This window comes from Clostridium aceticum, assembly GCF_001042715.1.
Taxonomy (GTDB): Bacteria; Bacillota; Clostridia; order Peptostreptococcales; family Natronincolaceae; genus Andreesenella; species Andreesenella acetica.
Genome location: NZ_CP009687.1, coordinates 938,000 through 962,944 on the forward strand (window position 1 = coordinate 938,000; position 24,945 = coordinate 962,944).

Annotated in this window: 28 protein-coding genes and 2 riboswitches; of the genes, 21 read left to right on the forward strand and 7 right to left on the reverse strand. The window is 37.5% G+C overall.

The window, feature by feature from the left end; translation table 11 throughout:
* The first annotated feature begins 6 nt into the window (after positions 1-6).
* From CACET_RS04240 to CACET_RS04270, 7 genes are read left to right on the forward strand one after another with little or no spacing between them, the layout of a single operon-like run.
* Positions 7-1,512 (forward strand): alkaline phosphatase family protein, encoded by a 1,506-nt coding sequence (locus tag CACET_RS04240; RefSeq protein ID WP_044823483.1) that lies wholly within the window; start codon positions 7-9, stop codon positions 1,510-1,512.
* On the forward strand, positions 1,509-2,021 hold the full coding sequence (locus tag CACET_RS04245) for a molybdopterin-dependent oxidoreductase (protein WP_044823482.1): 513 nt from the start codon (positions 1,509-1,511) through the stop codon (positions 2,019-2,021). Before CACET_RS04240 ends, CACET_RS04245 begins: the two co-directional genes overlap by 4 nt.
* Complete coding sequence (locus CACET_RS04250) at positions 2,018-2,704, forward strand: energy-coupling factor ABC transporter ATP-binding protein (RefSeq protein WP_044823481.1); 687 nt, start codon at positions 2,018-2,020, stop codon at positions 2,702-2,704. The genes CACET_RS04245 and CACET_RS04250 overlap by 4 nt, the downstream gene beginning before the upstream one ends.
* 17 nt (positions 2,705-2,721) lie before the next feature.
* The gene (locus CACET_RS04255; RefSeq protein WP_044823480.1) at positions 2,722-3,399 is read left to right on the forward strand and encodes an energy-coupling factor ABC transporter ATP-binding protein; all 678 of its coding nucleotides are present in this window, start codon (positions 2,722-2,724) and stop codon (positions 3,397-3,399) included.
* The gene (locus CACET_RS04260; RefSeq protein ID WP_201774900.1) at positions 3,368-4,108 is read left to right on the forward strand and encodes an energy-coupling factor transporter transmembrane component T family protein; all 741 of its coding nucleotides are present in this window, start codon (positions 3,368-3,370) and stop codon (positions 4,106-4,108) included. Before CACET_RS04255 ends, CACET_RS04260 begins: the two co-directional genes overlap by 32 nt.
* Positions 4,109-4,120: 12 nt before the next feature.
* Positions 4,121-4,870, forward strand: a complete 750-nt coding sequence (gene mobB, locus CACET_RS04265; protein WP_044823479.1) for a molybdopterin-guanine dinucleotide biosynthesis protein B — start codon at positions 4,121-4,123, stop codon at positions 4,868-4,870.
* Positions 4,867-5,580, forward strand: a complete 714-nt coding sequence (locus tag CACET_RS04270) for an RIO1 family regulatory kinase/ATPase domain-containing protein (protein ID WP_044823478.1) — start codon at positions 4,867-4,869, stop codon at positions 5,578-5,580. The genes mobB and CACET_RS04270 overlap by 4 nt, the downstream gene beginning before the upstream one ends.
* Here CACET_RS04270 and CACET_RS04275 read toward each other — a convergent pair.
* From CACET_RS04275 to CACET_RS04285, 3 genes are read right to left on the reverse strand one after another with little or no spacing between them, the layout of a single operon-like run.
* Positions 5,575-6,285 (reverse strand): ABC transporter ATP-binding protein, encoded by a 711-nt coding sequence (locus CACET_RS04275; RefSeq protein WP_044823477.1) that lies wholly within the window; start codon positions 6,283-6,285, stop codon positions 5,575-5,577. The genes CACET_RS04270 and CACET_RS04275 overlap by 6 nt on opposite strands.
* A 2-nt stretch (positions 6,286-6,287) precedes the next feature.
* On the reverse strand, positions 6,288-6,977 hold the full coding sequence (locus tag CACET_RS04280) for an ABC transporter permease (protein WP_052661229.1): 690 nt from the start codon (positions 6,975-6,977) through the stop codon (positions 6,288-6,290).
* Between the two features lie 37 nt (positions 6,978-7,014).
* Positions 7,015-7,905: an ABC transporter substrate-binding protein gene (locus CACET_RS04285; RefSeq protein WP_044823476.1), complete on the reverse strand. Its 891-nt coding sequence runs from the start codon at positions 7,903-7,905 to the stop codon at positions 7,015-7,017.
* A 196-nt stretch (positions 7,906-8,101) separates the two neighbouring features.
* A riboswitch (molybdenum cofactor riboswitch) is annotated at positions 8,102-8,226 on the reverse strand.
* Positions 8,227-8,442: 216 nt separating this feature from the next.
* A riboswitch (molybdenum cofactor riboswitch) is annotated at positions 8,443-8,562 on the forward strand.
* Between the two features lie 124 nt (positions 8,563-8,686).
* On the opposite strand from CACET_RS04285, the gene CACET_RS04290 reads away from it, so the two are divergent.
* The 8 genes from CACET_RS04290 (at position 8,687) to CACET_RS04320 (ending at position 14,687) form a co-directional block, all read left to right on the forward strand.
* Complete coding sequence (locus CACET_RS04290; protein WP_082058103.1) at positions 8,687-9,766, forward strand: ABC transporter substrate-binding protein; 1,080 nt, start codon at positions 8,687-8,689, stop codon at positions 9,764-9,766.
* Positions 9,766-10,788 (forward strand): FecCD family ABC transporter permease, encoded by a 1,023-nt coding sequence (locus CACET_RS04295; protein ID WP_044823474.1) that lies wholly within the window; start codon positions 9,766-9,768, stop codon positions 10,786-10,788. Before CACET_RS04290 ends, CACET_RS04295 begins: the two co-directional genes overlap by 1 nt.
* Positions 10,785-11,564 (forward strand): ABC transporter ATP-binding protein, encoded by a 780-nt coding sequence (locus CACET_RS04300; protein ID WP_044823473.1) that lies wholly within the window; start codon positions 10,785-10,787, stop codon positions 11,562-11,564. Before CACET_RS04295 ends, CACET_RS04300 begins: the two co-directional genes overlap by 4 nt.
* 15 nt (positions 11,565-11,579) lie before the next feature.
* Entirely contained in the window at positions 11,580-12,353 is a 774-nt protein-coding gene (locus CACET_RS04305) for a Rossmann-like domain-containing protein (RefSeq protein ID WP_044823472.1), read from the forward strand.
* A gap of 44 nt (positions 12,354-12,397) precedes the next feature.
* Positions 12,398-12,643 carry a hypothetical protein gene (locus tag CACET_RS20100; RefSeq protein ID WP_158385967.1) on the forward strand — a complete coding sequence of 82 codons (246 nt, stop codon included), beginning with the start codon at positions 12,398-12,400 and terminating at the stop codon, positions 12,641-12,643.
* Between the two features lie 38 nt (positions 12,644-12,681).
* A complete protein-coding gene (locus CACET_RS04310) occupies positions 12,682-13,269 on the forward strand; it encodes a hypothetical protein (protein WP_052661227.1) in 588 nt (195 codons plus the stop codon).
* Positions 13,259-13,465: a hypothetical protein gene (locus CACET_RS04315; RefSeq protein WP_044823471.1), complete on the forward strand. Its 207-nt coding sequence runs from the start codon at positions 13,259-13,261 to the stop codon at positions 13,463-13,465. The genes CACET_RS04310 and CACET_RS04315 overlap by 11 nt, the downstream gene beginning before the upstream one ends.
* A gap of 64 nt (positions 13,466-13,529) precedes the next feature.
* Positions 13,530-14,687 carry a putative sulfate/molybdate transporter gene (locus tag CACET_RS04320; protein WP_242846878.1) on the forward strand — a complete coding sequence of 386 codons (1,158 nt, stop codon included), beginning with the start codon at positions 13,530-13,532 and terminating at the stop codon, positions 14,685-14,687.
* Between the two features lie 139 nt (positions 14,688-14,826).
* On the opposite strand, the gene CACET_RS04325 is transcribed toward CACET_RS04320, so the two are convergent.
* Entirely contained in the window at positions 14,827-15,309 is a 483-nt protein-coding gene (locus tag CACET_RS04325; protein ID WP_044823469.1) for a metal-dependent transcriptional regulator, read from the reverse strand.
* Positions 15,310-15,442: 133 nt separating this feature from the next.
* On the opposite strand from CACET_RS04325, the gene CACET_RS04330 reads away from it, so the two are divergent.
* From CACET_RS04330 to CACET_RS04355, 6 genes are all read left to right on the forward strand, one after another.
* Positions 15,443-15,688 carry a FeoA family protein gene (locus CACET_RS04330; RefSeq protein ID WP_044823468.1) on the forward strand — a complete coding sequence of 82 codons (246 nt, stop codon included), beginning with the start codon at positions 15,443-15,445 and terminating at the stop codon, positions 15,686-15,688.
* Positions 15,689-15,704: 16 nt separating this feature from the next.
* On the forward strand, positions 15,705-17,855 hold the full coding sequence (gene feoB / locus CACET_RS04335; RefSeq protein WP_044823467.1) for a ferrous iron transport protein B: 2,151 nt from the start codon (positions 15,705-15,707) through the stop codon (positions 17,853-17,855).
* Between the two features lie 382 nt (positions 17,856-18,237).
* The gene (locus CACET_RS04340) at positions 18,238-19,005 is read left to right on the forward strand and encodes a DeoR/GlpR family DNA-binding transcription regulator (RefSeq protein WP_044823466.1); all 768 of its coding nucleotides are present in this window, start codon (positions 18,238-18,240) and stop codon (positions 19,003-19,005) included.
* A 25-nt stretch (positions 19,006-19,030) separates the two neighbouring features.
* Positions 19,031-20,344, forward strand: a complete 1,314-nt coding sequence (locus CACET_RS04345) for a four-carbon acid sugar kinase family protein (protein WP_044823465.1) — start codon at positions 19,031-19,033, stop codon at positions 20,342-20,344.
* A 21-nt stretch (positions 20,345-20,365) separates the two neighbouring features.
* Positions 20,366-21,364, forward strand: a complete 999-nt coding sequence (gene pdxA / locus CACET_RS04350; RefSeq protein ID WP_044823464.1) for a 4-hydroxythreonine-4-phosphate dehydrogenase PdxA — start codon at positions 20,366-20,368, stop codon at positions 21,362-21,364.
* Positions 21,365-21,614: 250 nt separating this feature from the next.
* Positions 21,615-22,991 (forward strand): GntP family permease, encoded by a 1,377-nt coding sequence (locus tag CACET_RS04355; RefSeq protein WP_044823463.1) that lies wholly within the window; start codon positions 21,615-21,617, stop codon positions 22,989-22,991.
* Between the two features lie 83 nt (positions 22,992-23,074).
* Here the strand turns inward: CACET_RS04355 and CACET_RS04360 are convergent, their stop codons facing one another.
* The 3 genes from CACET_RS04360 to yedE are packed head-to-tail and all read right to left on the reverse strand — an operon-like array spanning position 23,075 to position 24,671.
* Positions 23,075-23,359, reverse strand: a complete 285-nt coding sequence (locus tag CACET_RS04360) for a putative Se/S carrier protein (protein WP_144414721.1) — start codon at positions 23,357-23,359, stop codon at positions 23,075-23,077.
* Positions 23,360-23,572 (reverse strand): sulfurtransferase TusA family protein, encoded by a 213-nt coding sequence (locus CACET_RS04365; protein WP_044823461.1) that lies wholly within the window; start codon positions 23,570-23,572, stop codon positions 23,360-23,362.
* Entirely contained in the window at positions 23,565-24,671 is a 1,107-nt protein-coding gene (gene yedE / locus CACET_RS04370) for a YedE family putative selenium transporter (RefSeq protein ID WP_044823460.1), read from the reverse strand. The genes CACET_RS04365 and yedE overlap by 8 nt, the downstream gene beginning before the upstream one ends.
* Positions 24,672-24,945 lie beyond the last annotated feature (274 nt).

Genomic DNA, 24,945 nt, shown 5'->3' on the forward strand with positions numbered 1-24,945 from the left:
AGCGACATGAGGAGCAATTTAATGAAGTATAGCAGGGTGCTATTGATGTTACTTCTTATCAATAGTCTATTGATGGGATGTAGCACAACAACGGTAGAGCACCAGGGATATATACCTTCTTTTAAGGTAATAGGAGATGTAGAAGAAGTTTTGATGATAAGAAGTAAGGAAGGTTTTTCCTTAAAAGAGATAGAAATTGATGGAGAGACAAGGCAAGTTTTGACACTCAAAGAACTGTTACACAAAGCAAAGCCCATGACAGAAAATATAGAAATTTTATTGGTAGGGCAGGATGGTTTGATGGCTAAAATTGACGGAGGAAGAGTTGAAACTTGTTATATCAACCTATCTGAAGAAAACGCATGGGAATTCATTAATCCTAATCATCCTATCAGCAGTAACATAAAAAAAGTAAAGGAAGTAGTGGTGATATCAAAAGACGAAGATTGGGATTATGGTTTCAACGTGATTACAGGTGAAGAAAACATCATGAATATTACTGCAGGCCAAATGTATACCATGCCCAAAACCCTTTATGCCAACTTTCATGGAACTTCTTCTCTTGATAAAGAAGGACATGTTTATGAAACCACTATTTATACTGAAGAAAAGGTCATAAGACTTAGAGACTTAGTAGATATCTCAGAGGGTCAAAGATTATTGGCTGTAGGGGATGTAGGACAATACAAATTTATAAATGCAGATGGTTATCTTAAAATGGTAGACAACAGAATTGATTTATATGAAAAGGATGGTAAAAGCAAAATAACCGATGCTAGAGGAATCATGATAGATCCTCCTCAAGTCAGCATCATGGATACTTATTATGATGCTAGCCACTTTTTAACAAAGGATGAAAAAGTACTTATTTTATTTTTAGATGGCTTTGGTTATCACCAATATGTGTATGCCATGGAGAAGGGTTATGCTCCTTTTCTAAAGGAACTAGAACTAGCTCAAAAGGCGACAACAGTCTATCAGTCGGTAACCAACGCTGGATTTGCCGCCATGATAACAGGAAGACCTCCTTATGAAAGTGGTGTTTACTCAAGAAGCCAAAGGGATTTAAAAGTTCCCAGCATATTTGCTGTAGCGAAGGACTTAGATAAAAAAAGTGTGCTGATTGAAGGTGATATAAAAATTCTTAACACTGAAATTGAACCTTTGCTAAATAGAGATGAGAATAATAATGGTATTACCTGTGACGAAGTTTATGCAACTGCATTAAGTCATATGGATAATGAATATGATTTTATGTTTATTCACTTTCATGGTATTGACGATATGGGACATAGCTATGGTGATATGCATGAAGTAACACTAGAAATGATAAAAGAGACAGATGCTTATGTAAGAGAACTAGTAGAACGCTGGAGTGGAAAAGTAGTTATTACCTCGGATCATGGTATGCATACTACCCCTGAGGCAGAACGGGGAGGAAATCATGGTTCTTTTCGGCATGAGGATATGATCGTACCTTATATTGTTACAGAAGGGAGAGGGAGAAGTTGAAGAAAATCATTCCTATTGTTATCGCAGTGTTAATAATCGTTGTAGGCATTAGCGCTTATCTAAATAGAGGGTATGTAAAAGATAAACAAACTATGGTGGAAAATGCCTCCATATCACTGAAGGAGAAGGGGGAAGAAGTAAGTATAGTAGACTTAGCATGGATAGAAGATTTGCAGCCTATAGAGTTTGAAGCAAATTTGAAAAGCAGCGGCAAAGATCCTGTGGAGCATATCTACAAAGGGGTGCCTTTAAGTAAAGTGTTGATGTCAAAAAACTTGTCTATAGAGGATAAAGAACAGGTGATTGTTCGCTCTATAGACGGTTATACAGTGGCATTGGGGATAGAAGAGGTAATGCAGGAAGACAACGTTTATATTGCCTACGAAAGAGATGGAGAAGCCTTGGGGAAAAAGGAGGAAGGAGGCAGCGGACCCTACCAAATCATCATACGAAAAGATCCCTTCAGCCAGCGTTGGACGAAATTTGTAGTAGAGGTGGAACTACAATGATTTATCCTATAGAGGTAAAAAATCTCTATTATCAATATGCGGGCAAAGAAGAAAGTATCTTGAGAGGTATAAATTTACAGATTAGAAAAGGTGAAGTGGTAGGAATTGTAGGACTAAGTGGTAATGGAAAAAGTACCCTTTGCTATTGCATGTGTGGTATTATCCCTCATATTTACAAAGGCAAACTTAAAGGAGAGGCATTATTATTTGGCGAGCCTGTAAAGAATATGGATTTAGCTGCTGTAGCTACGAAGGTGGGGGTTGTTTTTCAAGACCCTGATACACAGCTTTTTTCCCCTACTATCGAAGATGAAATCGCCTTTGGTCCAGAAAATTTGTGCTTAAGTAGAGAGGAAATCAGCGAGAGGGTTTCAGAAGCTATAGATTTAGTAGGCATGGGAAAATATAGATACAGCAATCCCTATCATTTATCAGGAGGGCAAAAACAACTGATTGCTCTAGCCAGCATATTGAGTCTAAAACCAGAAATTCTGATCTTTGATGAGGCAATGGCTCAAATTGATACAGAAGGAAGAAAACTCATTAAAGAAAAGATCGTAGCACTAAAAAACACAGGCAAAACCATTCTTATGGTAGAACATGATTTTTCTAACTTAGATATAGCTGATAGAATTATGGTACTAAAAGACGGGAAGCTGGAAGTGTTTCAAGGTAAACTGTAGGGGAAGGAGGGATAGCATTGGGTTATTTAACTTTAAAAAATGTAGATTTTGCCTATGGAAAAAGTGATTTCATTATAAAAAACACTTCTCTACAATTATTTCAAGAGGATTTTACCGCTGTTGTAGGGCCAAATGGCAGCGGTAAGACCACCTTGGGAAAATTAATGGCAGGGCTTTTAAAACCTCAAAACGGTACAGTGATGATTGATGGTACAGACAGCAATAGCATGTCTTTAGGAGCTATTGGCAAGAGAGTAGGTTATCTATTTCAGAATCCTGAAAAACAGATTTTTGCTCCAACGGTGTATGAGGAATTAACTTTTCCTTTAGAGATAAAGGGCACGGAAAAAAAGGTCGTAGAAAGAAAGGCAAAGGAAGCAATGGAGGTTTTTCAAATAAGTCATTTGTCAAAAGCTTTTCCCTTTACTTTGAGTCAAGGAGAAAAGCAAAGATTGGCTTTAGCTGCTATCTTTATTCACGAACCTAAGTTTTTAATCTTAGACGAACCTACTACTGGATTAGATAAGGAGCGGAAGGTAGTCCTTTCAGGGATTCTGAAAAATTTTCAGCATGAAGGTGTGGGTATGGTGGTAATAAGTCACGATGAAGCCTTTGTAGAAGAGCATGCTACCCGTGTTATAAAAATGATGGGAGGTAAAATCATTGAGGATACCAGAAAAAGCTTTAGATCCTAGAGTCAAGGTTATAATGGTGCTTAGTCTTTCTTCCTTAGCGGTATTGATAAAAAATATCTATATATTAGCAGGTATTCTATTGATTTCTATTCTACTGTCTGTTATCTTCAATAGCCCTATTCTATCAGTACTTAAAAAGCTGAAAAGAATTTTATGGATTTTTATTTTTCTTGTATTTATACAAAGTCTTTTTCATCCTCACGGCTCTAGCCTTATTCATATAGGCAGTATTACACTTATTACTAGAGAAGGAATGATCAAGGGGATTCAGTTAATATTAAGAATGTTAATTATTATTTCCTCCGCCACCATTATGGCTACCAATAATTCAAGAGAAGTGGTTCAAGGTCTGGTACAGTGGAAGGTTCCTTATGAAATTGCCTTTATGGTATCCATAGCTATTAGATTTCTACCTACCTTTACAGAGGAAATAAAGGATGTGGTAACAGCTATTCAGCTAAGAGGTATAGAACTGGAAAAAATCCCATGGAGAAAACGAATCAAAATATATTCGTATGTTTTAATGCCAATTGTAGCTAACTCCTTGATCAAGGCCAGAAAACTGTCGACAGCCATGGAAATGAAAGGTTTTGGGATCTATAATAAGAGAACTAGTTATCATTTATTAAAAATGCGGTGGATAGACTATGCAGTTATCTTGCTTACCATAACAACTTTTACAGTAATTTTGCGATTAAACTATTTGTAGGGGGAGATAAAGATGAAGGTTTTTTCTGTGAGAGGGATTACTCAGTCTGGGAAGACAACAACCATTGAAAATATAATCAAAGAACTAAAAAAAAGAAGATATTCTGTTGGCAGCGTCAAGGACATTCATTTCGAGGAGTTTGCTATAGACCAAGAAGGTACTAACACCTATCGCCATCGCAGGGCAGGCTCAGAACTTGTGACTGCTAGGGGACATTATGAAACCGACATATTATTTCCTGAGAAATTAAATGTCGAAGAAATACTACGGTTTTATAATCAAGACTTTGTGGTGCTAGAGGGGGTAGAAGACACCAATGCACCGAAGATTATTACAGCCCATGATGTGAAAGAAGTCGAAGAAAGAATAGATGGTACGGTATTTGCCATATCCGGTAGAATAGCCAATACACTACAGGAATATAAAGGTGTTCCTGTCATCAATGCAATGTCAGATGTAGAAAAGCTGGTGGATTTGATCGAAGAGAAGGTCTATGAAAAACTTCCTGAATTTTCAGGGGAATGTTGCTGTGCTTGTGGTTATAGCTGTAGGGAATTAGGTATTAAGATTTTAAAAGGAGAGGCGAAAAGAGAAGATTGTATTCTTGGTGAGGAAAATATTAAGCTATCTATCAATCAACAAGAAATTTCAATGGTTCCCTTTGTACAAAAAATTCTTTATAACGCTGTTATGGGGGTTGTAGCAGAGTTGGAAGGTTACCATAAAGGTTCAAATATACAGATAAAGGTTGGAGAAAGATGACACTATGTAAAAATAAATTTCAAAATATTACAGAAATAGAAAATGCTAAGATTGTAGAAAGGTTCTATAGTAAAAAAAATGAAGTTTACAAATTGCCCTACTTCCAAGAAGAGCTACATCAGTCAAAGTATGTGGTAGTAAAAAAATACCTTTTATCAAAGGAAAAAATGAAAAAAGAAATTGATCTTCTTCTTCTGTTGAAGCAAGAAGGTCTTTCTGTACCAGAAATTTATCAGCAAAAAAGCAATTATATTATCATGGAATATATTCAGGGAAAAACCCTGCTAGAAACCATAGAGGAAAGGGAAAGAAACAGTGCTTTGGAAAAGGGCAAAGTTTATGAATCCAACCGTGCTCTTATAGAGAGTTTAATAGAATGGATGGAAAAGTTTTATGCTATTGCTAAGTTTATCAATAAATCTGAGACTATTTTAGGAGATGTCAACTTAAGGAATTTTATCGTAGGAGAAGATGAAAAAGTATATGGGATTGACTTTGAAGATTGTAGAGAGGGAGAGATTCAAGAAGATATCACAAGACTTTGTGCTTATGTGCTAACCTATAGCCCTTCCTTCACCCCTTGGAAGATACAGTTTTCAGCAGAATTGTTATACCTATTCATAAAAAGGTTTGCTATGGATGAAGAAATGCTTATAAAAAAAGTGGAAGGAGAAATCAATGCTATAAACATCAAAAGGGGGAAGTTATAAAATGATTTCTCCCTCCACGAATTGTCGTATCAAATGATTTTTAGAAAAAAGAATAACATCTTCTGTTTTGCCGTATTCTAAGATTTTGCCTTTATGCATAAAAGCCACGTCATCACATAACCTTTTGGCCTGTTGTAGGTTGTGGGTAACAATAATGATAGTAGCTTTTGTTTTGTTATAAAAATTTTTTACGGTTTTTTCCAACACTAAAGTGGAAGCAGGGTCTATACTGGCGGTTGGTTCATCCAAAATCAATAGAGAAGGCTGAAAGATGATGGCGCGGGCTAGTGCCACTTTTTGTGCTTCTCCTCCAGAAAGGGTCCAAGCATTTTGATTTCTTATATGTTGTATATCCATTTCTTCTATTAAATCATCTACCTGCTGTTGAATCTTGTTTTTATTTACTTTTCTAATTTTTAAAGGATAAGCAATGTTATTGAAAACAGAAGTCCTCAATAAATAAGGTTTTTGAAATACCATCGTCATCTTTTGATGAATCCTAGTATTCAAAGGAACTCCATCGTATTTAACTACACCAGTGGTTGGCGTATCAAGTCCAGCTAAAATCTTTACCAAAGTACTCTTACCAGCTCCATTGGGCCCGATAATCCCCAAAAAAGCTCCACTTTCTATATGAAGAGCATCTATGTCTAAAACCTTTCTTTCTTTATAGGACTTTGTCAAATCTTTGCTTGTAAGATCCATTTTTATTCTCCCTGTTGAAAATGATATAATGTAGAGTTGATAATAAAAGATAAAAATAACAGCACTAAACCAATGGCAATGGCTGTAGCATAATCCCCTTGGTTTCTTAACATGGCTATAGTAGTAGTCATCACTCTAGTATGTCCCTTAATATTTCCACCTACAACCATAACTGCACCTACTTCTGAAATTGCTCTACCGTAACCTGAAACGATACCAGTAAAAATGATAATTCTTAACTCTTTAATTAAAAGAATTAAAGTGCTCCTCCTATTAGCTCCTAAGGTTTTAGCTAACTTTTTTATTTCTTCTCCTTTTTCTTTTGTACCGTTATATACAATTCCAGCGACGATAGGAGCAATCAAGAAGATTTGGGCCACGATCATAGCGGTGGGGGTAAAAACAATACCCAAATACCCAAAAGGTCCTCGTCTTGATATAAATAAAAAAACCACCAAACCAACGATGACAGGAGGCAAGCTCATCATCGTATAAATAAAGCGAACTACTAACCTCTTAAGAGGGAAGTCCTTTGCTCCAATTATGATCCCGATGGGGACGGCTATGATGGTAGAAAGGAAGGTAGAGACGAGAGAAACATAGATAGATAATAGAATGATGTCATATATTTCTTTATCGAATGAAAGCAATAATTCTACAGCTGTTCTAAAACCTTCGACGATTTCCCTCATCTTGTTGTCCTCCCTTTGTGTTTAATTTATAAATAAATTACTTAGCATTTGGTATAAACAGTGGTTCGCCATATTCAGCTTTACCAAACTCTCCAATAAGCTGTTGTCCTTTTTCAGATAGCATCCAATCTATAAATACCTCAGCAGCTTCAAAGTTAATTTTATCATTTTTATCAGGATTTACAGCGATAATGCCATATTGGTTAAATAGTTTTGTATCTCCTTCAGTTACAACCTGTAATTCCAAGTTATTTTTCATAGATAAATAAGTTGCTCTGTCAGTAAGGGTGTAACCCACCATTTCATCTGTCATTTGAATAACAGCTCCCATACCTTGTCCAGCTTCTACGTACCAATTACCAGAAGGTTCAAGACCTAATTCCTTCCAAAGTTCTAGTTCCATTTTATGGGTACCAGAATCATCGCCTCTAGAAACAAAAGGAGCTTGGTTATCATAGACTAGTTGAAAAGCTTTTAATATATCGTTAGAAGCACTAGCTAAAACCCCAGCCGGATCACTGTCAGGACCAAGTAATACAAAATCATTGTACATTACTTCAAATCTTTCCACACCATGACCTTCTGCAACAAACTCCTCCTCAGAAGCCTTAGCATGTACCAATAATACATCTGCTTCGCCATCTTTACCCATTTGAAGGGCTTGACCAGTTCCTACTGCTACCACCTTTACTTCTATACCTGTTTCTTTTTCGAATACTGGTAAAATAGCATCTAATAGACCACTATTCTCTGTACTAGTGGTTGTAGATAAAAGAAGATTAGTGTTTGCCACCTGTGGTGCAGCATCTTGTGGTGTTTCCTCAGCAGGTGGAGCCTCCTGTGGTGAGCCTGCACACCCAACAAATATCATCATTAATACTAACACAAAACTTACAATTAAAAAAGACTTACTTTTCTTTAAACTCATTAATTCTCCCCCATTTCTGATTGTTGTGTTCATTTAAATTTTGATGAAACCAGTAGATGAATAAATGATCTCCCCCCTTTTTTTATGTAGAAATTAAAATAACTCCTTCTTTAAAAAGAAGGAGTTATGATTTCAAATGATGATTATCATAAAAATGTCTTATAAAAGACATAAGTGCTGAAAAAAACAACAAACTACTGTTTTCAACATGACTCCTTTCCACAATGGGAGGTAAAACTGTTTCCAGTAGTACCCTAACGGTCTACTTACCTTGAAGCAAAGAACTTTTTAGGAAAAATAGACTCGGAGATATTTAATTTTATAGTATATAGTTTAGTAGATTTTGTTCAGCTTGTCAATGAATTAACATATTTTTTTGAAAAATTTATAAAATCTTGTCGACTAACAAACATTTCGAAAATAAATGATATATTTACATTGAATAAAAGTGAAAATAGCAGGATAATATAGAAAATTTTTAAAATTCTATTTACATCAATGCGATAAATATGTTAAAGTGGAACTGGTAAAAGTTACATATTTTAAAAGCTCCAAACCTGTAAGACCTGAGGCTACTAGCTATGGATTGCAGGCGTTAGGGTTATGTTGGAAACGACATGATCTCCCATTGTGGAAAGGAGAGTTGCTATTGACTTTGAATGGCGATTACTTGTCGAACTCTACTTTAAATGGGGTTCGGCATTTTTTATTTTTTGTCGTCCCTATTATAAATGTTAGAGAAGTCAATAGAGGAATACATAGAAAAAGGGGAGAGAATGAAATGAAAGTTTTCAAAAAGCTTTTAAGCTTGGCTTTGGTGTGTGCAATGACTTTGTTGCTATTTGTGGGATGTGCTGATAGGACGCAAACCTCATCGGATGAACCCGCCTCAGTAGTTGATGAAACTCAGTCCATGGAGGAAACAACGATTCGTTTAGTTGATCATTTAGGCAGAACTGTAGAGCTGCCAACGCCTGCCCAACGGGTGATTGGTACTCACAATCCCAGTATGAACATGGTTGTTGTTTTGGATGGAAATGGTTCACGATTTGCAGGTTTTGGGAATAAGGATATGGCTTATGGTCTATATGACCTGGTTGCCCCTGAAATTAACGAAGTAACACAAATAGGTAAAGGTAAGAATATCAATATGGAAACGGTGATGACCGTTAACCCAGACCTTATAGTAATGCCAGTTCGTTTTAAGGATATGATTGATCAGCTTGCTGAAATTGGCGTTCCATCTATTGCTCTAGATGTTGAAAAATTTGATTCTATAAAAGACGGATTAATCCTAGTAGGGAAGGCAATTGGTCAAGATGAACGTGCAGAGGAACTGGTAACATTTTTTGATAAAAAGATTAGTGAAATCAGTGCGGTAGCAGAAAAGGTCACCGAGAAGCCAACAGTATTGATGCTATCAGGAAGCTCTAAAACATCAGTGAGCACAGATAAAATGCTGCAAAACCTTATGGTTGACACTGCTGGAGGTGTCAATGTAACCGCTGGTTTTCAGGCAGAGGAGCTATGGACGGAAGTGAATATTGAGCAGATTATTGCTTGGAACCCTGAGGTGGTCTACATCCCTGTTTATGCCGATTATACGGTGGAAGATATCTTAAAAGATCCCCAATGGGCAAGTATCTCTGCTATACAAAACAAAAAGGTCTTTCAATTTCCATCTAAATTAGAGCCATGGGATTATCCTGTTGCAGCCTCATTATTGGGTCTATGTTGGACATGCTATAACCTACACCCTGAACACTATTCCTTCGAGGAACTAATGGAAGATGCAAATGAATTTTATCAAATTGTATATGGACAGACCTTTACTGCTGAACAGCTTGGAATTTCAAAATAATGGAAAACGTACGAAATAAGCAGTATCCTATACTTCTAACAGGACTGATGTGGGCATTGGTAGGACTCTGCTTGATGGCATTGAGCCTAGGACGGTACAGTATGAATCCTGCAGATGTTATGCGAGTAGTGATAGAAAAAGCAACAAATTCGTCTCCTGCTGATGCAGCAATGCATGATGTATTGTTTGTTATCCGTATTCCGCGTGTAATAGCAGCCATATTGGTGGGTGGGTCGCTTTCCCTTTCGGGAGCAGTTTATCAAGGGGTTTTTAAAAATCCTTTGGTTTCCCCTGATCTACTAGGAGTGTCATCAGGAGCCTGCGTTGGAGCAGCAATGGCTATTTTGCTATTAGATGGTGGCATGGTCATGATACAGTTCTCCGCCTTTGCGGTAGGCATGCTTGCTGTTGGTATGAGCATTGGGATCACTCGTTTGTTGCGTAATGACAGCAACATGGCACTGGTACTGGCAGGGATCATTACTGGTGGTTTTATGTCTTCCCTTTTGGGGATATTGAAATATATTGCTGATCCGCAAACACAGTTGGCAGAGATTGTTTTTTGGCAAATGGGTAGTGTTGCATCGGTAAATCAAGGACAAATCGTGGCGGTCTCCCCATTGTTTTTTATCTGTGGAGGGTTGCTGCTTGCCCTGAGTTGGAGAATTAACATTCTTTCTTTTGGGGAGGAGGAAGCTAAAACCTTGGGGATGAATGTAGGGCTATATCGGGGACTGACGATTGTTTGTGCAAGTTTACTTACAGCCAATGCAGTCAGCATTAGTGGTACCATTGGTTGGATTGGCTTGGTGATTCCTCATTTGGGGCGGTTATTGGCTGGTGCTGATAATACAAAGCTGCTGCCCATCACCATACTGCTAGGGGGCTTATTTATGCTATTTATCGATACACTCTCTCGGGCAGCAACATCAGTGGAAATTCCTCTGAGCATCCTTACAGGGTTGATTGGAGCACCATTTTATGCATGGCTACTATGGAAACAAAGGACGGGTGCAGGATGAATATTGCGGTACGGGACTTAGGATTTTCCTATCCTAAGGGGAAAGAGGTGTTTAGAGAACTGAATTTTGATATTACACAGGGGCGTATTCTCTCTATTTTAGGACCAAATGGAGCAGGTAAATCTACGTTGCTTGGCTGTATAGCAGGACTTTATACACCTAAAACAGGTGATATATTACTGGAGGGGAAAAGTTATCGAAGAATGTCTCAACGAGAAATTGCTTGTGCAATTGGATTTGTACCACAAAATATTATCCCCTCCTTCAACTACAGTGTGCTGGACTATATTGTCACTGGCTGTGCACCACGTATGGGAGTGTTTCAGAAGCCAAAGGCAGCGGAATACGAGAGGGCATGGAAAGCAATCCAAGCAATGGGGTTGGAACATATCGCAGAGCAATCTTTCATGAAAATCAGTGGTGGGGAACGTCAGCAGGTGGCAATTGCCCGGGTGATGGTGCAGAAACCCTCTATTATCCTGTTGGATGAACCTACCTCCCATCTAGATTTTGGCAATCAGATGAAGGTACTGGAGATGATGCAGCGGCTGAGGGATGAGGGGTATGGTGTAGTGATGACCACCCATAATCCTGATCATGTTCTTTTACTTGATGATCAGGTAACGGTATTAGATCGAAATGGAAAGCTCACTTTTGGAATGAGTCAGGAAATCCTGGATGAAGAATTTTTATTTAATCTGTATGGTAGAAAGTTGCGTTTGTTTGAAATTGATGAACTGGGACGGAGGGTATGTGTTCCACAGGGCATCAGCTAGAAGGGAGGAGTTTTTATGTTGATAGCATCAGTTTTAAGAACAGCAGAACCCTATTTACAAGGTAGAAAAGTGAAGGATTTGGTGGTAGGTGTCTCTTTGATAGCTGTAGAATTGGACAACGGCGACATAGGCATATCTTATGTTCTTAGAGATGAATTGCAGGCAGGTTGTTCTATCTTTCCCTTTGGACAGCAGGTGATTGGAGAAAAGGCTGCTGACATTGCCCAATGGGTGGTGACAGGTGGCGACAGTCTACAAAAAGCTATTGGAATGGCGGTACTGGTGGCAGCATCAAGACAGCAGAAGCTGGAGGATGCTGAAACACTGGATAGACCCTTTGGTATTACTGTAAAGGATACAGATACGGTTGGTATGATTGGTTTTATACCACCTGTGGCTAAGATGATAGGTGCTCGGGCAAAGAAACTGTATGTTTTTGATAAAGGCATATCTCAGTGTGGTGGAAAAAAAGGCAGTGTCCTACCGATGGAGGAACAGTCTCGCTTACTTCCCACCTGCGATATTGTAGCCCTCAGTGGAACAACTATGATTAACGGTTCTATTGATGGAATCTTAGAGATGTGTGAAGATGCACGAGAAATTATTATGATTGGTGCATCGACGCCAATGTTTCCCCCAGCCTTTACAAATAGCAAAATTACGATACTTGCAGGCTCATGGTGGGATAACCAACACAAAGATAATATTTTCAAAAAGATTTCCTTAGCTTCTGGCATTTCTGAACTTAGTTCATATGCTATCAAAAAATCTGTAAGGGTATTTTCATAAGGTAAAACTTTTAACTTAATAGCATTGTCAACAACACTATGGAAATGTCAGCTTTAAAAGAACTGTTTATGTTAAAGACAGCTTTTATAGGAAAGCTGTCTCTAAATGTTTTTAAGATAGAAGTAACCATAAGATGGGGGAGGAAGGACATGAAAATATTATTATGTATCGACGACACAGATGACTTAGAAAAAGCAATTAGTACAGGTGCTTTAGCAGAAGGTATCGCAGCAATGATTGAAAAAAATAATTGGGGAGATGCAAAAAAATCACACGACATCAACTTCTGATTCATGAAGACATACCCTATACTTCTCATAACAGCTCTATGTGTTTTGAGGCAGAAATAAATGAAGCGTATTATCAGATGATCATTGATAATGCCTCTGCTTATTTAAAACAGGAACATGCTGAAGGCTCTGATCCAGGTTTATGTGTGGTAGATATAGAAAAGTTAGAGAATCCAGTAAGCTTGATGGATTTTGGTAAAAGGGCTAAAAAAGAGGTGTTAACAAAACAACAAGCTTATACATTGGCCGAAACTTTGCAAGTCCATCTTTCTGAGCATGGGGGAACAGGGCAAGGGGTTATCGGCGCCCTAGCAGGTACTGGACTAAGGTTGTCAGGAAATGACGGAGAATTTAAAGGTCGTTTGAACATTCCTCCTTCTGACAAAGCCTATACAGTAGCCGATCTTTATAAGCAGGGATCAATTGATCTGGTGATGGATACCAATAAAAATATCCTTTCGGAAGAAGAAAAAGTTGTTTTTGAAGCCAAGACAAAAACTATATTACTAGATGGAAAAGCTGTACTTCTTGTTGCAGGATGCAAAAGTCCTGATAAAGGACAGATATATATGGCCTGCAATAAGCAGCAAATTAGAAAGTTTGGAGATGAGATGAATGTTTCTTAGAAATGAAAAAGGCCAAAAAGAGTTTTCGGGAGGACAGCAGGATTTTGACTTAGCAGCTAAAGCAGCGAACCAGTGCAAAAATTTTAAAGAAGATGTGGAAGAAGAGCTGATAGTAGAGGATGAAAAATCCTGCTATAATTGTCGTCTTCGACGCTGGACATCAAAAACCTTTGTTTGCTGCAGTTCGGCAGTTTAGAAAAAAACGACTGTTATGTTTAGAAGCATGAGACGCTAATATACGAAAGATAGGAGCAAAAACTTTGAACACAAAAATAGAAACACATCAAAAACAAAATATCAAAAACCAATATGGTTGGATGGAATGGGCAGGGGCTTTTGGTGATTTGGGGATATTATTGCCTTTTATCGTTGGTTTTATCGGAGTCACTAAGCTAGATCCCTTTGGTATTCTGTTTTCCTTTGGACTTTCGATGGTTTTGGTTGGACTGGTATTTCGTACCCCTATGCCGGTTCAGCCTATGAAGCTAATAGGAGGTATTGCCATTACTCAGGCAGCCGTTGTGAGTCCTGGTATGATTTGGGGAGCTGGTTTTTTTACGGGACTTCTTTGGTTGGTCTTATCCGTTACTAACTCTATTAGTCATGTAGCAAAACTAGCTACCAAACCAATTATATGTGGTATTGCCCTTGGCTTGGGACTATCCTTTATGGGAAATGGCATAAAAATGATGACAAACAGTTGGATGATTGCTATTATTGCTTTGCTGATCACCTTTTTTCTGCTTAAGAGTAAGCGTTTCCCAGCGATGTTTGCACTTTTGTTATTTGGATGTGTGGTAGCCTTTATAGAAACACCAGATCTTATTCAGCAGCTAAGCAATATTCGGTTTAAACTACAGGTACCTTCTATCAACTTTGTTCCCTTTACTTTAAAAGAGCTATTTTCTGGAGCTTTGCTTATGGCAATCCCTCAAGCGCCTATTACTCTAGGAAATGCAGTTGTGGCTGTATCGGCAGAAAATAATCGTCTTTTCCCCGACCGTCCTACTACCGAAAAAAAGGTTGCTTACAGTGTTGGACTTGTCAATCTAATTGCTCCATTCTTTGGCGGGGCCCCCATGTGTCATGGGGTTGGAGGCATGGCAGGACATGTTCGTTTTGGTGCTAAAACCGGAGGAGCAGTAGTCATTATGGGAAGTATCTTATTAACTTTAGCAATGTTTTTCAGTGGTTCTATTGACATTATCCTTCAAGTGTTTCCTGAGGCGGTTCTGGGGGTAATCCTATTCTTTGCAGGTTTAGAAGTGGCGGCAGGAGCAGGCAAGGTAGGCAGTGAAAGATCTGACTTTTATATTATGTTAATTACAGCAGGCTTTGGTATGTGGAATATGGGGGCTGGTTTTTTAGCTGGGGTTATTATGCAATTTTTTCTAGCAAAAGGCTGGGCAAGGGTATGAGAGAAGTAAAGTACAATAAATAAATTTCAAATAGAGAAACCTAAAAAAAGGCTTCTCTATTTTTATAGAAGCAATAAATATAGTAAAAAATGATACTTATACCATTGAGTATAAATATTTGATTACAAGATTTGGTAAATTAGTTATTATCGTAGTTTTCTTTAAAAGCTTCAAACTTTTCCTTCACCAAAGGATCGCTATTAAAAAAACTATTTAATAAGTGTATATATTTAAGCACATCAATATTAACCCCATGCTCTATCACTTCTGTATTGGTTAAGATACGGTCTTCTACTCCCAGCAGCTTTAAAAATTCCAGTATGATATTATGGCGCTGCAAAAGAAAATTTCCGACTTCTTTCCCTTGATCCGTTAAATGAATCACGCCATACTTTTTATAATGTAATAACCCTAGTTTGGCTAATTTTTGAACCATTTTTGTAGCGGAGGAAGTTTGCACATTTAGTTGTTCAGCTAAAATATTCATTCGTATATACCCGTCCTTCATGGCATTGCGGTAAATCATCTCCATATAGTCTTCCATACTGTGGGTCAATTGTTCTTTATCTCTCTTTAACAGCTCATATCCTCTGACGGTACGATACTTTTCTCTATTATTCATATCAAATCACACCTTTATAAGTATTTATATGTTTTTTACATTATATTCGTAACACTTTTTTTTTATTTTCATATATTGGGGGTAGGAATGTTTTTTTCCTGCAACTAACTTTATTCTCATGGGAGGTTTATATATGAAAGAAAAATTAATTCCATTAAATCTATTGCCAATAGGTGGATTTGCAAGAGTGAAGGAACTTGTATCAGAGGGAAGTGCTAGAAGGCGGATGCTGGATCTAGGCTTGATTACAGACACGAAGGTGGAATCCTTAAGAAAAAGTCCTTCTGGAGACCCTATCGCCTATGAAATAAGAGGTACTGTTATTGCTCTTCGGTCAGAAGAAGCCTCAAAGATTCTGGTAGAGGCAATTGAAAAATAAATAGGAGGGATCTATTGTGGGACTTACGCACCAATCAACGGGAAAAGGCGCATTAGATGAAATGTTTAATGTACAACTTAACTCTCCCGATGAAATAGTGATTGCTCTGGCGGGTAATCCTAATACGGGAAAAAGTACAGTATTTAACAGTTTAACAGGGCTGAACCAACACACCGGAAACTGGCCAGGAAAAACCGTCACCAATGCACAGGGAAGGTATGCTCATAAGGATAAAAAATTTGTATTAGTGGATTTGCCAGGAACCTATTCTTTGTTGGCAAATTCTGTGGAAGAAGAGGTAGCAAGGGACTTTATATGTTTTGGTAAGCCTCAAGCAACTGTTGTAGTAACAGATGCTACATCCTTAGAGAGAAACTTAATTTTGGTGTTACAAATTTTAGAAATAACAGATAAAGTAGTGCTGTGTGTCAACCTTATGGATGAAGCCAAAAGAAAGGGAATAGAAGTTGATTTACAGGGGCTATCTGAAAGTTTAGGTGTTTCAGTGGTAGGAACCAGTGCTAGAGATGGTGTAGGTCTAGAGGAATTAAAGGATACAGTTTATAAGGTGGCTTTAGGAGAAATTAGCTTAAAGCCTAAGAAGATACACTATGGAAAAGAGATAGAAGAAGTACTGCAAACAATTGAAGGCAAGATGGAAAAAGTAGTAGAGGATCAAATCAACAGTCGATGGGTAGCTCTCCAACTCCTTAATGGAGATACTAAAATTCTACAATCTATAAACACTTATTTAAAGGAACAAGAATTGAACTCAGAAGGTTTAGAAGGTTGTATAAAAGAGGGGGAGGAGTTTCTTAAAAAAGAAAATATAAAACAAGAAGAAAATCAGGATAAAATTGTTGCTGCTATTGTAAAAGAAGCTGAAAAAATCCACAAGAAGACTGTCCTTATCAAAAATGAAAAGTATAATGAAATGGATAGAAAAATTGATAATATATTAACATCTAGAGTATTTGGAATCCCTATTATGATAGCATTACTGGGGATAGTTTTTTGGATCACCTTAGAGGGAGCAGAGTATCCAGCAGAAGCCTTAGCTACTTTCTTTTCTGCCATGGAGCAACCTATATCAAACTTTGTTTTAGGATTAGGAGTACCAGATTGGCTGCACGGCATGTTGGTATTTGGGGTATATCGAACCTTATCATGGGTTGTAGCAGTAATGCTGCCTCCAATGGCGATATTTTTCCCTTTGTTTACTTTACTAGAAGATTTAGGGTATTTGCCTCGGGTAGCTTTTAATTTAGATAACTTCTTTAAGAAAGCTTGTGCACATGGTAAACAGGCGTTGACCATGTGTATGGGATTTGGGTGTAATGCAGCAGGTGTTATTGCCTGTAGAATTATCGATTCTCCTAGGGAAAGACTAATAGCTATTATCACCAATAATTTTGTACCTTGTAACGGTAGGTTTCCTATTTTGATTTCTATGGCGGTTATTTTTATAGGGGGATCCGCTACAGGCATCAGCCAATCCTTTATAGCTACACTTTCAGTGTTAGGAGTAATTATTTTAGGGGTTGTTTTGACACTTGTTGTTTCAAAGATTCTATCCAAAACAATTTTAAAAGGATTGCCTTCTTCCTTTACATTGGAATTACCTCCCTATAGAAAGCCACAAGTGGGAAGGGTTTTAGTTCGATCCATACTAGACAGGACTCTATTCGTATTAGGAAGAGCTATTATGGTAGCAGCACCTGCAGGCATTGTTATTTGGATAATGGCAAATATTATGGTCGGCGATATAAGCATATTAGATCATTGTGCCGCTTTTTTAGATCCCTTTGGTCGCTTAATTGGTATGGATGGGTATATCATTATGGCCTTCATACTAGGGCTTCCTGCTAATGAAATTGTTATACCTATTATTGTTATGAGCTATTTGTCTACAGGTGCTATGCTGGAACTAGACAGTTTAGAAGCCTTGAGAGAGCTACTTATAGATAATGGATGGACTTGGTTGACAGCAGTATGTGTTATGATTTTTACATTGTTACATTTTCCTTGTGGTACTACAATGCTGACAATAAGGAAGGAAACCCAGAGTAAGAAATGGACCTTTGCTTCCTTCATGATACCAACAGTTACTGGTGTGTTTGTCTGCTTTATTGTAGCTCAGACTGCTAGGTTGTTAGGACTAGTATAGTGATTTTGTTCCAGTAAGTTGAAGTATCAGAGAGCAAATTCTATTCTACCCAGTATGAGTCACTAACACAAAAGTTGATTGAAGAACTTTTGTGTTAGTGACTCATACAAAGAAGAGATTACTCAGGGGGAGGAAGAATTATATAAGTATGAAGGCTATAGAAATTTATAATATCTTTTTATTTGATAAGCTTTTAGCTCTAAAAACTCTCTTAAACGAGAAGTTCTTTAGAGCTTTATTATTACATATTTAAATTTTCAGAAAACATCTTGCAAAAATGGCAAAACTTCCTTATAATAAACATAAAGAAACAAAAACAAACACAAACAAACAATAAGAAGGTTTAAAATGTTAAATTAAAACAACCTGGGGGTTAAAACTAATGTTACCTGCTGAAAGAAGAAAAATAATAACTGATCATTTAAAAGAGCACGGGAAGGTAATCGTGGAGGATTTGGCAGAGGTATTAAGTGTATCAACTATGACCATAAGAAGAGATTTACAGATCTTAGAAGAAGAAGATATCGTTACAAGAACCTATGGAGGGGCTGTATTAAAGGAGCCACTAATAAAGGAAGTACCTTATAAAGATAAGGCAACAACGAACATAAGCATAAAAAGAAAGTTAGCGCTATATGCCTCTAGTTTGGTACATGAGGGGTATACGGTGATCTTAGATGCTGGCACTACAAATATGGAGATAGCGAAACAATTGGTGAATAAGAAGGATATCAAGATTGTTACCAACGATGTAATGATTGCAGCCTTTTTGTATCCTTATGAAAATATAGAGGTTTATTGTTGTGGTGGATGTATTCAAAAATCTACTGGTGCTGTCATTGGTTCTAATGCAAGAGATTTCTTTAAAGATGTATTAGCGGATATAATTTTTATAGGAGCTAATGCTGTTGATTTGAAAAGTGGCATTACTACACCTACCTTAGATAAAGCAAAACTGAAAAAGCAAATGCTCCAAGCGGGGGAAGAAAAAGTTTTAGTATGTGACAGCTCGAAGTTTGGAAAAAAAAGTTTTGCAAAGGTATGCTCTTTAGAGGAACTAGACTTAATTATTACAGACACTGACCTAGAGTTAGAAGCAGTAGATGTATTGAAGACAAAGAAAGTTGCCATCGAAAGGATAGAAAAATAGCAGAACTGCAAATGGGGGAGTATATATGTCTAGAATAATAGTAATAGCCGATGATTTGACGGGTGCCAATGCTACAGGGGTTTTGTTAGCAAGAAGGGGATTCAAATCTGCTACCTACTTAAATTTACAAAACTTTTCTGAAGAAAAGAATAACTTTGATACTATTGCCATAAGTACAGATAGCAGGGGTATTAGTCGAGAGTTAGCCTATGCACGAGTGGTGGAAATAGTAAAGGTCTTTAAAAACAAAACGATTAGCATGTTTAGTAAAAGAATTGACAGTACCTTGAGAGGAAATATAGGAGCAGAAATAGAGGCTGTGTTAGACACCTTAGATAAAGAAGAACTAGCTATTGTCGTAGCTTCTTTTCCTTCCTCTGGCAGAATAGCGGTAGGGGGATATCTCATGGTTAATGCTATTCCCTTGGAAAAGACAGATGTAGCAAAAGACCCTAAAACTCCCGTAGATACTTCCTGTATTATAGAATTGATCAGCAATCAAACAACTTATGAGGTTGGTTTTATTCCCTTAAAGGAAGTTTTGAAGGGAAAGAATAGCTTAAAAGATAGAATTTTACAGGAAAAGAGAAGTGGCAAAAGGATAGTGATTATAGATGCAGCAACAGATGAGGAAATAGAAGCGATAGCTAAGGCTGCAACTGCTACAAAACTATCGATTGTTGCGGTAGATCCAGGGCCTTTTACCGCTGCTTTAGCTAAAACTTTACTAGGGCAATCCAGTGTAATACCTGGGAAAAAAGTGATGTTTGCAGTAGGAAGCGTTACCAACAACACACAGAGACAGTTAGAAGAATTAAAGTTAAAGCATACACCACTAATTGCAAAAGTAGATCCTGAAGCACTTATTTATCCAGAAAGGAAGGAAGAAGAGATCCATAGAGTAGTGACAACGCTTCTATCTCAAATGAATCAATATGAAGTGTTAGGAGTCACAACTAATGGTAGCAGCATCTTAAACTTAAAGGAAATCAGCAGAAGTCTAAATATATCGGAAGATGATGTGACTCAAAGAATAGCTGAGGGATTAGCAAAGATAACAGAGAATACAATGCGATTAAGTAAAGGTTTAATCGGTGCTTTATATACCAGCGGGGGGGATATTACTGTAGCAGTGTGTAAAGAACTGAAGTCTGCTGGAATAGAAGTAAAGGACGAAGTATTGCCTTTAGCTGCCTATGGGCGAATTATTGATGGTCAATACAACAATATGCCTATTATAACGAAGGGTGGCCTAGTGGGGGGAGATACCGCTATGATTGATAGTATTGAATATCTACTAACAAAGATATCTAATGAATATCATATAAATTTAGACTGACAAAGAAAGGGGATATTTAACATGAAAATACCAGTGATAGGAATACCAATGGGAGACCCTGCAGGAATAGGGCCAGAAATTGTAGTAAAGGCATTAGCAGTAGAAGAGATTCATAAGTTATGTAAAGCTGTTGTTATAGGAGATAAATCCACACTATTGCAGGCAATGGATATCTGCGGTGTTGATTTAGAAATAAAAGTAATCTCCCAAATAAATGAAGGAGATTATCGAGAGGGTATTTTAAATTTAATAGACTTAAAAAATGTTGAGATAGAAAACCTCAAATTTGGAAAAGTGCAAGCAATGGGGGGAAAAGCGGCTTTTGATTATATTAAAAAATCTGTAGATTTAGCAAAGTCAGGAGAGATAGATGTTCTTGCCACTACGCCTATAAACAAAGAAGCCTTAAAAGCTGCAAATATTCATTACATTGGTCATACTGAAATATTAGCGGATTTAACCAATACCAATGATCCATTGACTATGTTTGAAGTAGATAAACTTAGAGTATTTTTCTTATCACGTCATGTATCTTTAAGAGAAGCTTGTGACTTAGTAAAGAAAGAAAGAGTTTTCGATTATATACAGAGGTGTTATGCAGCATTAGAGCGGTTGGGTATTCATGGGGCAAAGCTAGCTGTTGCAGGGTTAAATCCACATAGTGGGGAAAATGGTCTTTTTGGCAGAGAAGAGGTAGATGAAATCAATATTGCTATTGAAGAAGCCCGTCAAAAGGGGATTGATGTAGTAGGTCCAGTACCTGCTGACTCAGTATTTCACTTTGGTTTAAAGGGAAACTTTGATGCAGTATTATCCTTATATCATGATCAAGGTCATATTGCCACAAAAATGGTAGACTTTGAAAGAACAATATCTCTGACAAATAATATGCCATTTTTAAGAACTTCTGTAGATCACGGAACAGCCTTTGATATAGCAGGTACAGGGAAAGCCAGTGCTGTCAGCATGATCGAAGCTATTAAAGTAGGGGCAAAATATGGATCTTACTTTAAAAAATAACTACTCCTATCCTTCCATCACCAATAATAATTTTTATAAAAGCCTGAAGCACTAGTGTTAACTTAAGCCATAAATTATCATCCTGAGGGAGCAAAGCGAAGTCGGAGGATCTTAGAATTAAGAAAGTTCTTCGTTATTTCAAGATCCTTCGCTATGCTCAGGAAAACGTTTTTAGTCTAAAAGTTCTTAGACCCTCTAGTGTTTGAGCACTGAAGAAGGAACTTTATAATAAAAAAAAGGAGGAGATGAAATGGAATTAGCAGTTTCGGGAGGTCAGATGGTTTTAGGATTAGTATTGGGTATTATTTTATTATTAACCTTAATCCTTAAAACAAAGGTACACGCATTCTTAGCATTAATTATTTCAGCTGCTGTAACAGGTTTAGTTGGTGGGATGCCGGCAAATGGCGTGGTTGGGTCCATCACAAGAGGTTTTGGTAACACGCTAGGCAGTATAGGTATTATTATAGGTTTTGGTGTTATGATGGGACAGTTATTTGAGGCATCTGGTGCTGCTGAAAAAATGGCAAAGACTTTTATTAAGGTTCTGGGAAAAAAGAGAGAGGAACTGGCAATGGCTATCACAGGATTTATTGTATCGATCCCAATTTTTTGTGATTCGGGGTTTGTTATCTTATCACCTCTCGTAAAAGCAATTTCTAGAAGAACGAAAAAGTCTGTTGTTTCTTTAGGTATTGCTCTAGCATTGGGTTTAGTGATCACCCACTCATTAGTGCCTCCAACGCCGGGACCAGTTGGTGTTGCTGGAATATTTGAGGTAAGTGTAGGCAGCTTACTGCTTTGGGGAATTGTATTAGCGATTCCTATGACTTTGGCGGGTATGTTATACGGTAAATGGATGGGAAGTCAAATCTACCAATTGCCAGGGGAAGGGGATACTTGGATTCGTCCAAACTATCAAGACCCAGTTTATGACGAAATAGCTGTAAGTGAAGAAGAAGTACAGCTGCCATCTACTTTTATGGCTTTTGCCCCTATTTTTATCCCTGTAATCTTAATTTTGCTATCTAATTTATCAAACTTGTTGAGCTGGGGAGGTAATACAGCTAGTATTATTGCTTTTATAGGTTCTCCCGTAATCGCTGTGGGAATAGGACTATTGGTAGCAATTTTAGGCTTAACAAAGAACTTAACCCGTGAAGAAACTATAGAAAAAATGGAGGAGGGGATTCGTTCCGCTGGGATTATTATCTTAGTAACTGGTGGCGGTGGTGCCTTGGGTACTGTGTTAAGGGAAAGTGGTGCTGGAGATTATTTAGCACAGTTGATCGCTGCTTCTCCTCTACCGGCAATACTAGTTCCCTTCATCGTAGCCTCTGTTGTACGCTTGATTCAAGGAAGTGGCACTGTTGCTATGATCACTGCTGCTTCTATTACAGCACCAATGCTGGCTAATTTACAGGTAAACCCTGTATTTGCAGCATTAGCAGCCTGTGTAGGTTCTTTAATTTTTTCTTACTTTAATGATAGCTATTTCTGGGTTGTAAACCGTATGTTAGGTATTAAAGACGTAAAGGAACAGATTAGAGTATGGTCTGTCACTACTACCATAGCATGGGCAGTAGGACTAGTAGGACTATTAATATTGAATGCTTTATTTGGTTAAGATATAATACCGAAATTGAAAAGGTAAAATAAAAAATAGAGGGGAAATTTTTTTCTCCTCTATCTTCATTTGTTGTAATATACTCACGAGTTTGTACCCATTAATTTCGTAAACCAATTACCTTTTTCTTGCTTCTGGATTTTGTGGATTTCATCAATCTCAATATGGTGCTCTGTACATAATTTTAGTATCATTTCTCTGTCTTCACAGGGAAATTCAGCGGCTATGCCACAGCTAGAACTAACTTGTCTCGGAACTGGCATAAGCTTGATAGGTATATGATTTTCCTTTAAGATTTTTTCGGTGTTTAGGGCATAGTGAGTATTGTGAAAGGTTAGCACACAATAGTAATTCTTCAAAGTAATCACCTATTTTCTTATATGTAGAGAATACTCTTCGTTGTTTTCTTCTACTTCTACTTGAAACCCTTGATTTTTTACGAAACGCTTAATATTTTCTACCGCCACCATAGTGTCTACCAAGACCTGTATGGGTTTTCCATTAAAGCCTTCAATGGCTTGTTTTGTCATGACAACTGGTTCTGGACAAGATCTGCCTCTTGCATCAACGATATTAGACATTTGTTTCTATTCCTCCTTTTGTATTCAATGTTTCTCTGTGATGGGTTACAGATTTTACAACCCCATAACCGATAGCTAAAACTACAAAGAGTCCTATGATCACAGCTACTTTACCATTTAAGCCAACTCCCTGAGGGCTTGCTGCTAGAGAAAAATTATGGGCAAAGGCGGCACCCGCCATGAGACCGAAGATGGTTATAGCAGCATCGGTATCTCCTTCACCTGCTAAAATAGATTGTCTAAGAGGGCATCCCCCTAGTAAAACAGCAGCAATACCTGCTAAAGTCATACCAAGGAAGTTCCATAGATGATCGCTATGAGCAATAGGCTGATCCTGGAAGCCTATTTTAAAAGTATCGAAATTGAAGAGAAGATTTCCTAAAAGTGCAAACACAAATATACCAATAAGTCCCCATAAATAATGATAATCTTTGATCAATAAAATATCTCGAATACCTCCAGCGGTACAAAGGCGGGTTCTTTGTAAAACAGCCCCAACAACTAGGCCCGCTGCCAGTGCCAAGACTATAGGTGCTGTCATAGATCCTGGACCACTTTCACTGAAAAAAATAAAAGCGGGAGCTGCTAAAAGAAAAATTAGTATAGCAATGGCGAAACCAGGTAGAGTATAACCTGAAATAGCGGTTTGTTTTGTATTTTTTCCTAAGGTGAAGCCTTGTTTTAAAAATTGAATGCCTATCCAAATACCAGCTACATAACCAAATAAACCTAATAATGCATTGAGATCACCATTGGCAAGGCGTAAAATCATCCTTAAAGGACAACCTAAGAATACCAAAGCACCAATCATAAGGAAAAAACCCAGTACGAATCGTAATAATGGTGAAGAACCACCTCTGGACTTAAATTCTCCCTTTATCTTTGCCATGCCAAAGGAACCTAAAATAAATCCAGAAATTTCTGGTCGTAGATACTGTACTGCCGCTGCTCTATGTAGCCCTAAGCCTCCTGCTATATCTCTAAAAAAACAAGCTACGCAGATTCCCATATTAACAGGATTTCCGAACTTCACCAGAAGTGCAGCCAGCAGACCAACTAGTCCGCCAGATACAATGATCTTACTTTTACCCTCTTGCATATTTACACACCTCCATTGTTAATTTGTTCCAATTATATTATATTTAACTTTAGTACAACTTAAAAATAAAATTTAGCGATGCTACTATGGAAGAAAATAGAAAAATTCTATAAATACTACTGTTAGAAATTTTTTCAGTGGGGCATGGTGATTTTATTCAGAAACCTTGCAAAATTTGTAGTTTTAAAGCGCTAGACGACAAAGTAAGAATGATGTAAAATATACTCATATTGTATGATTAAATCCTAAATTTTACATAAGAGGAATTTTTTGC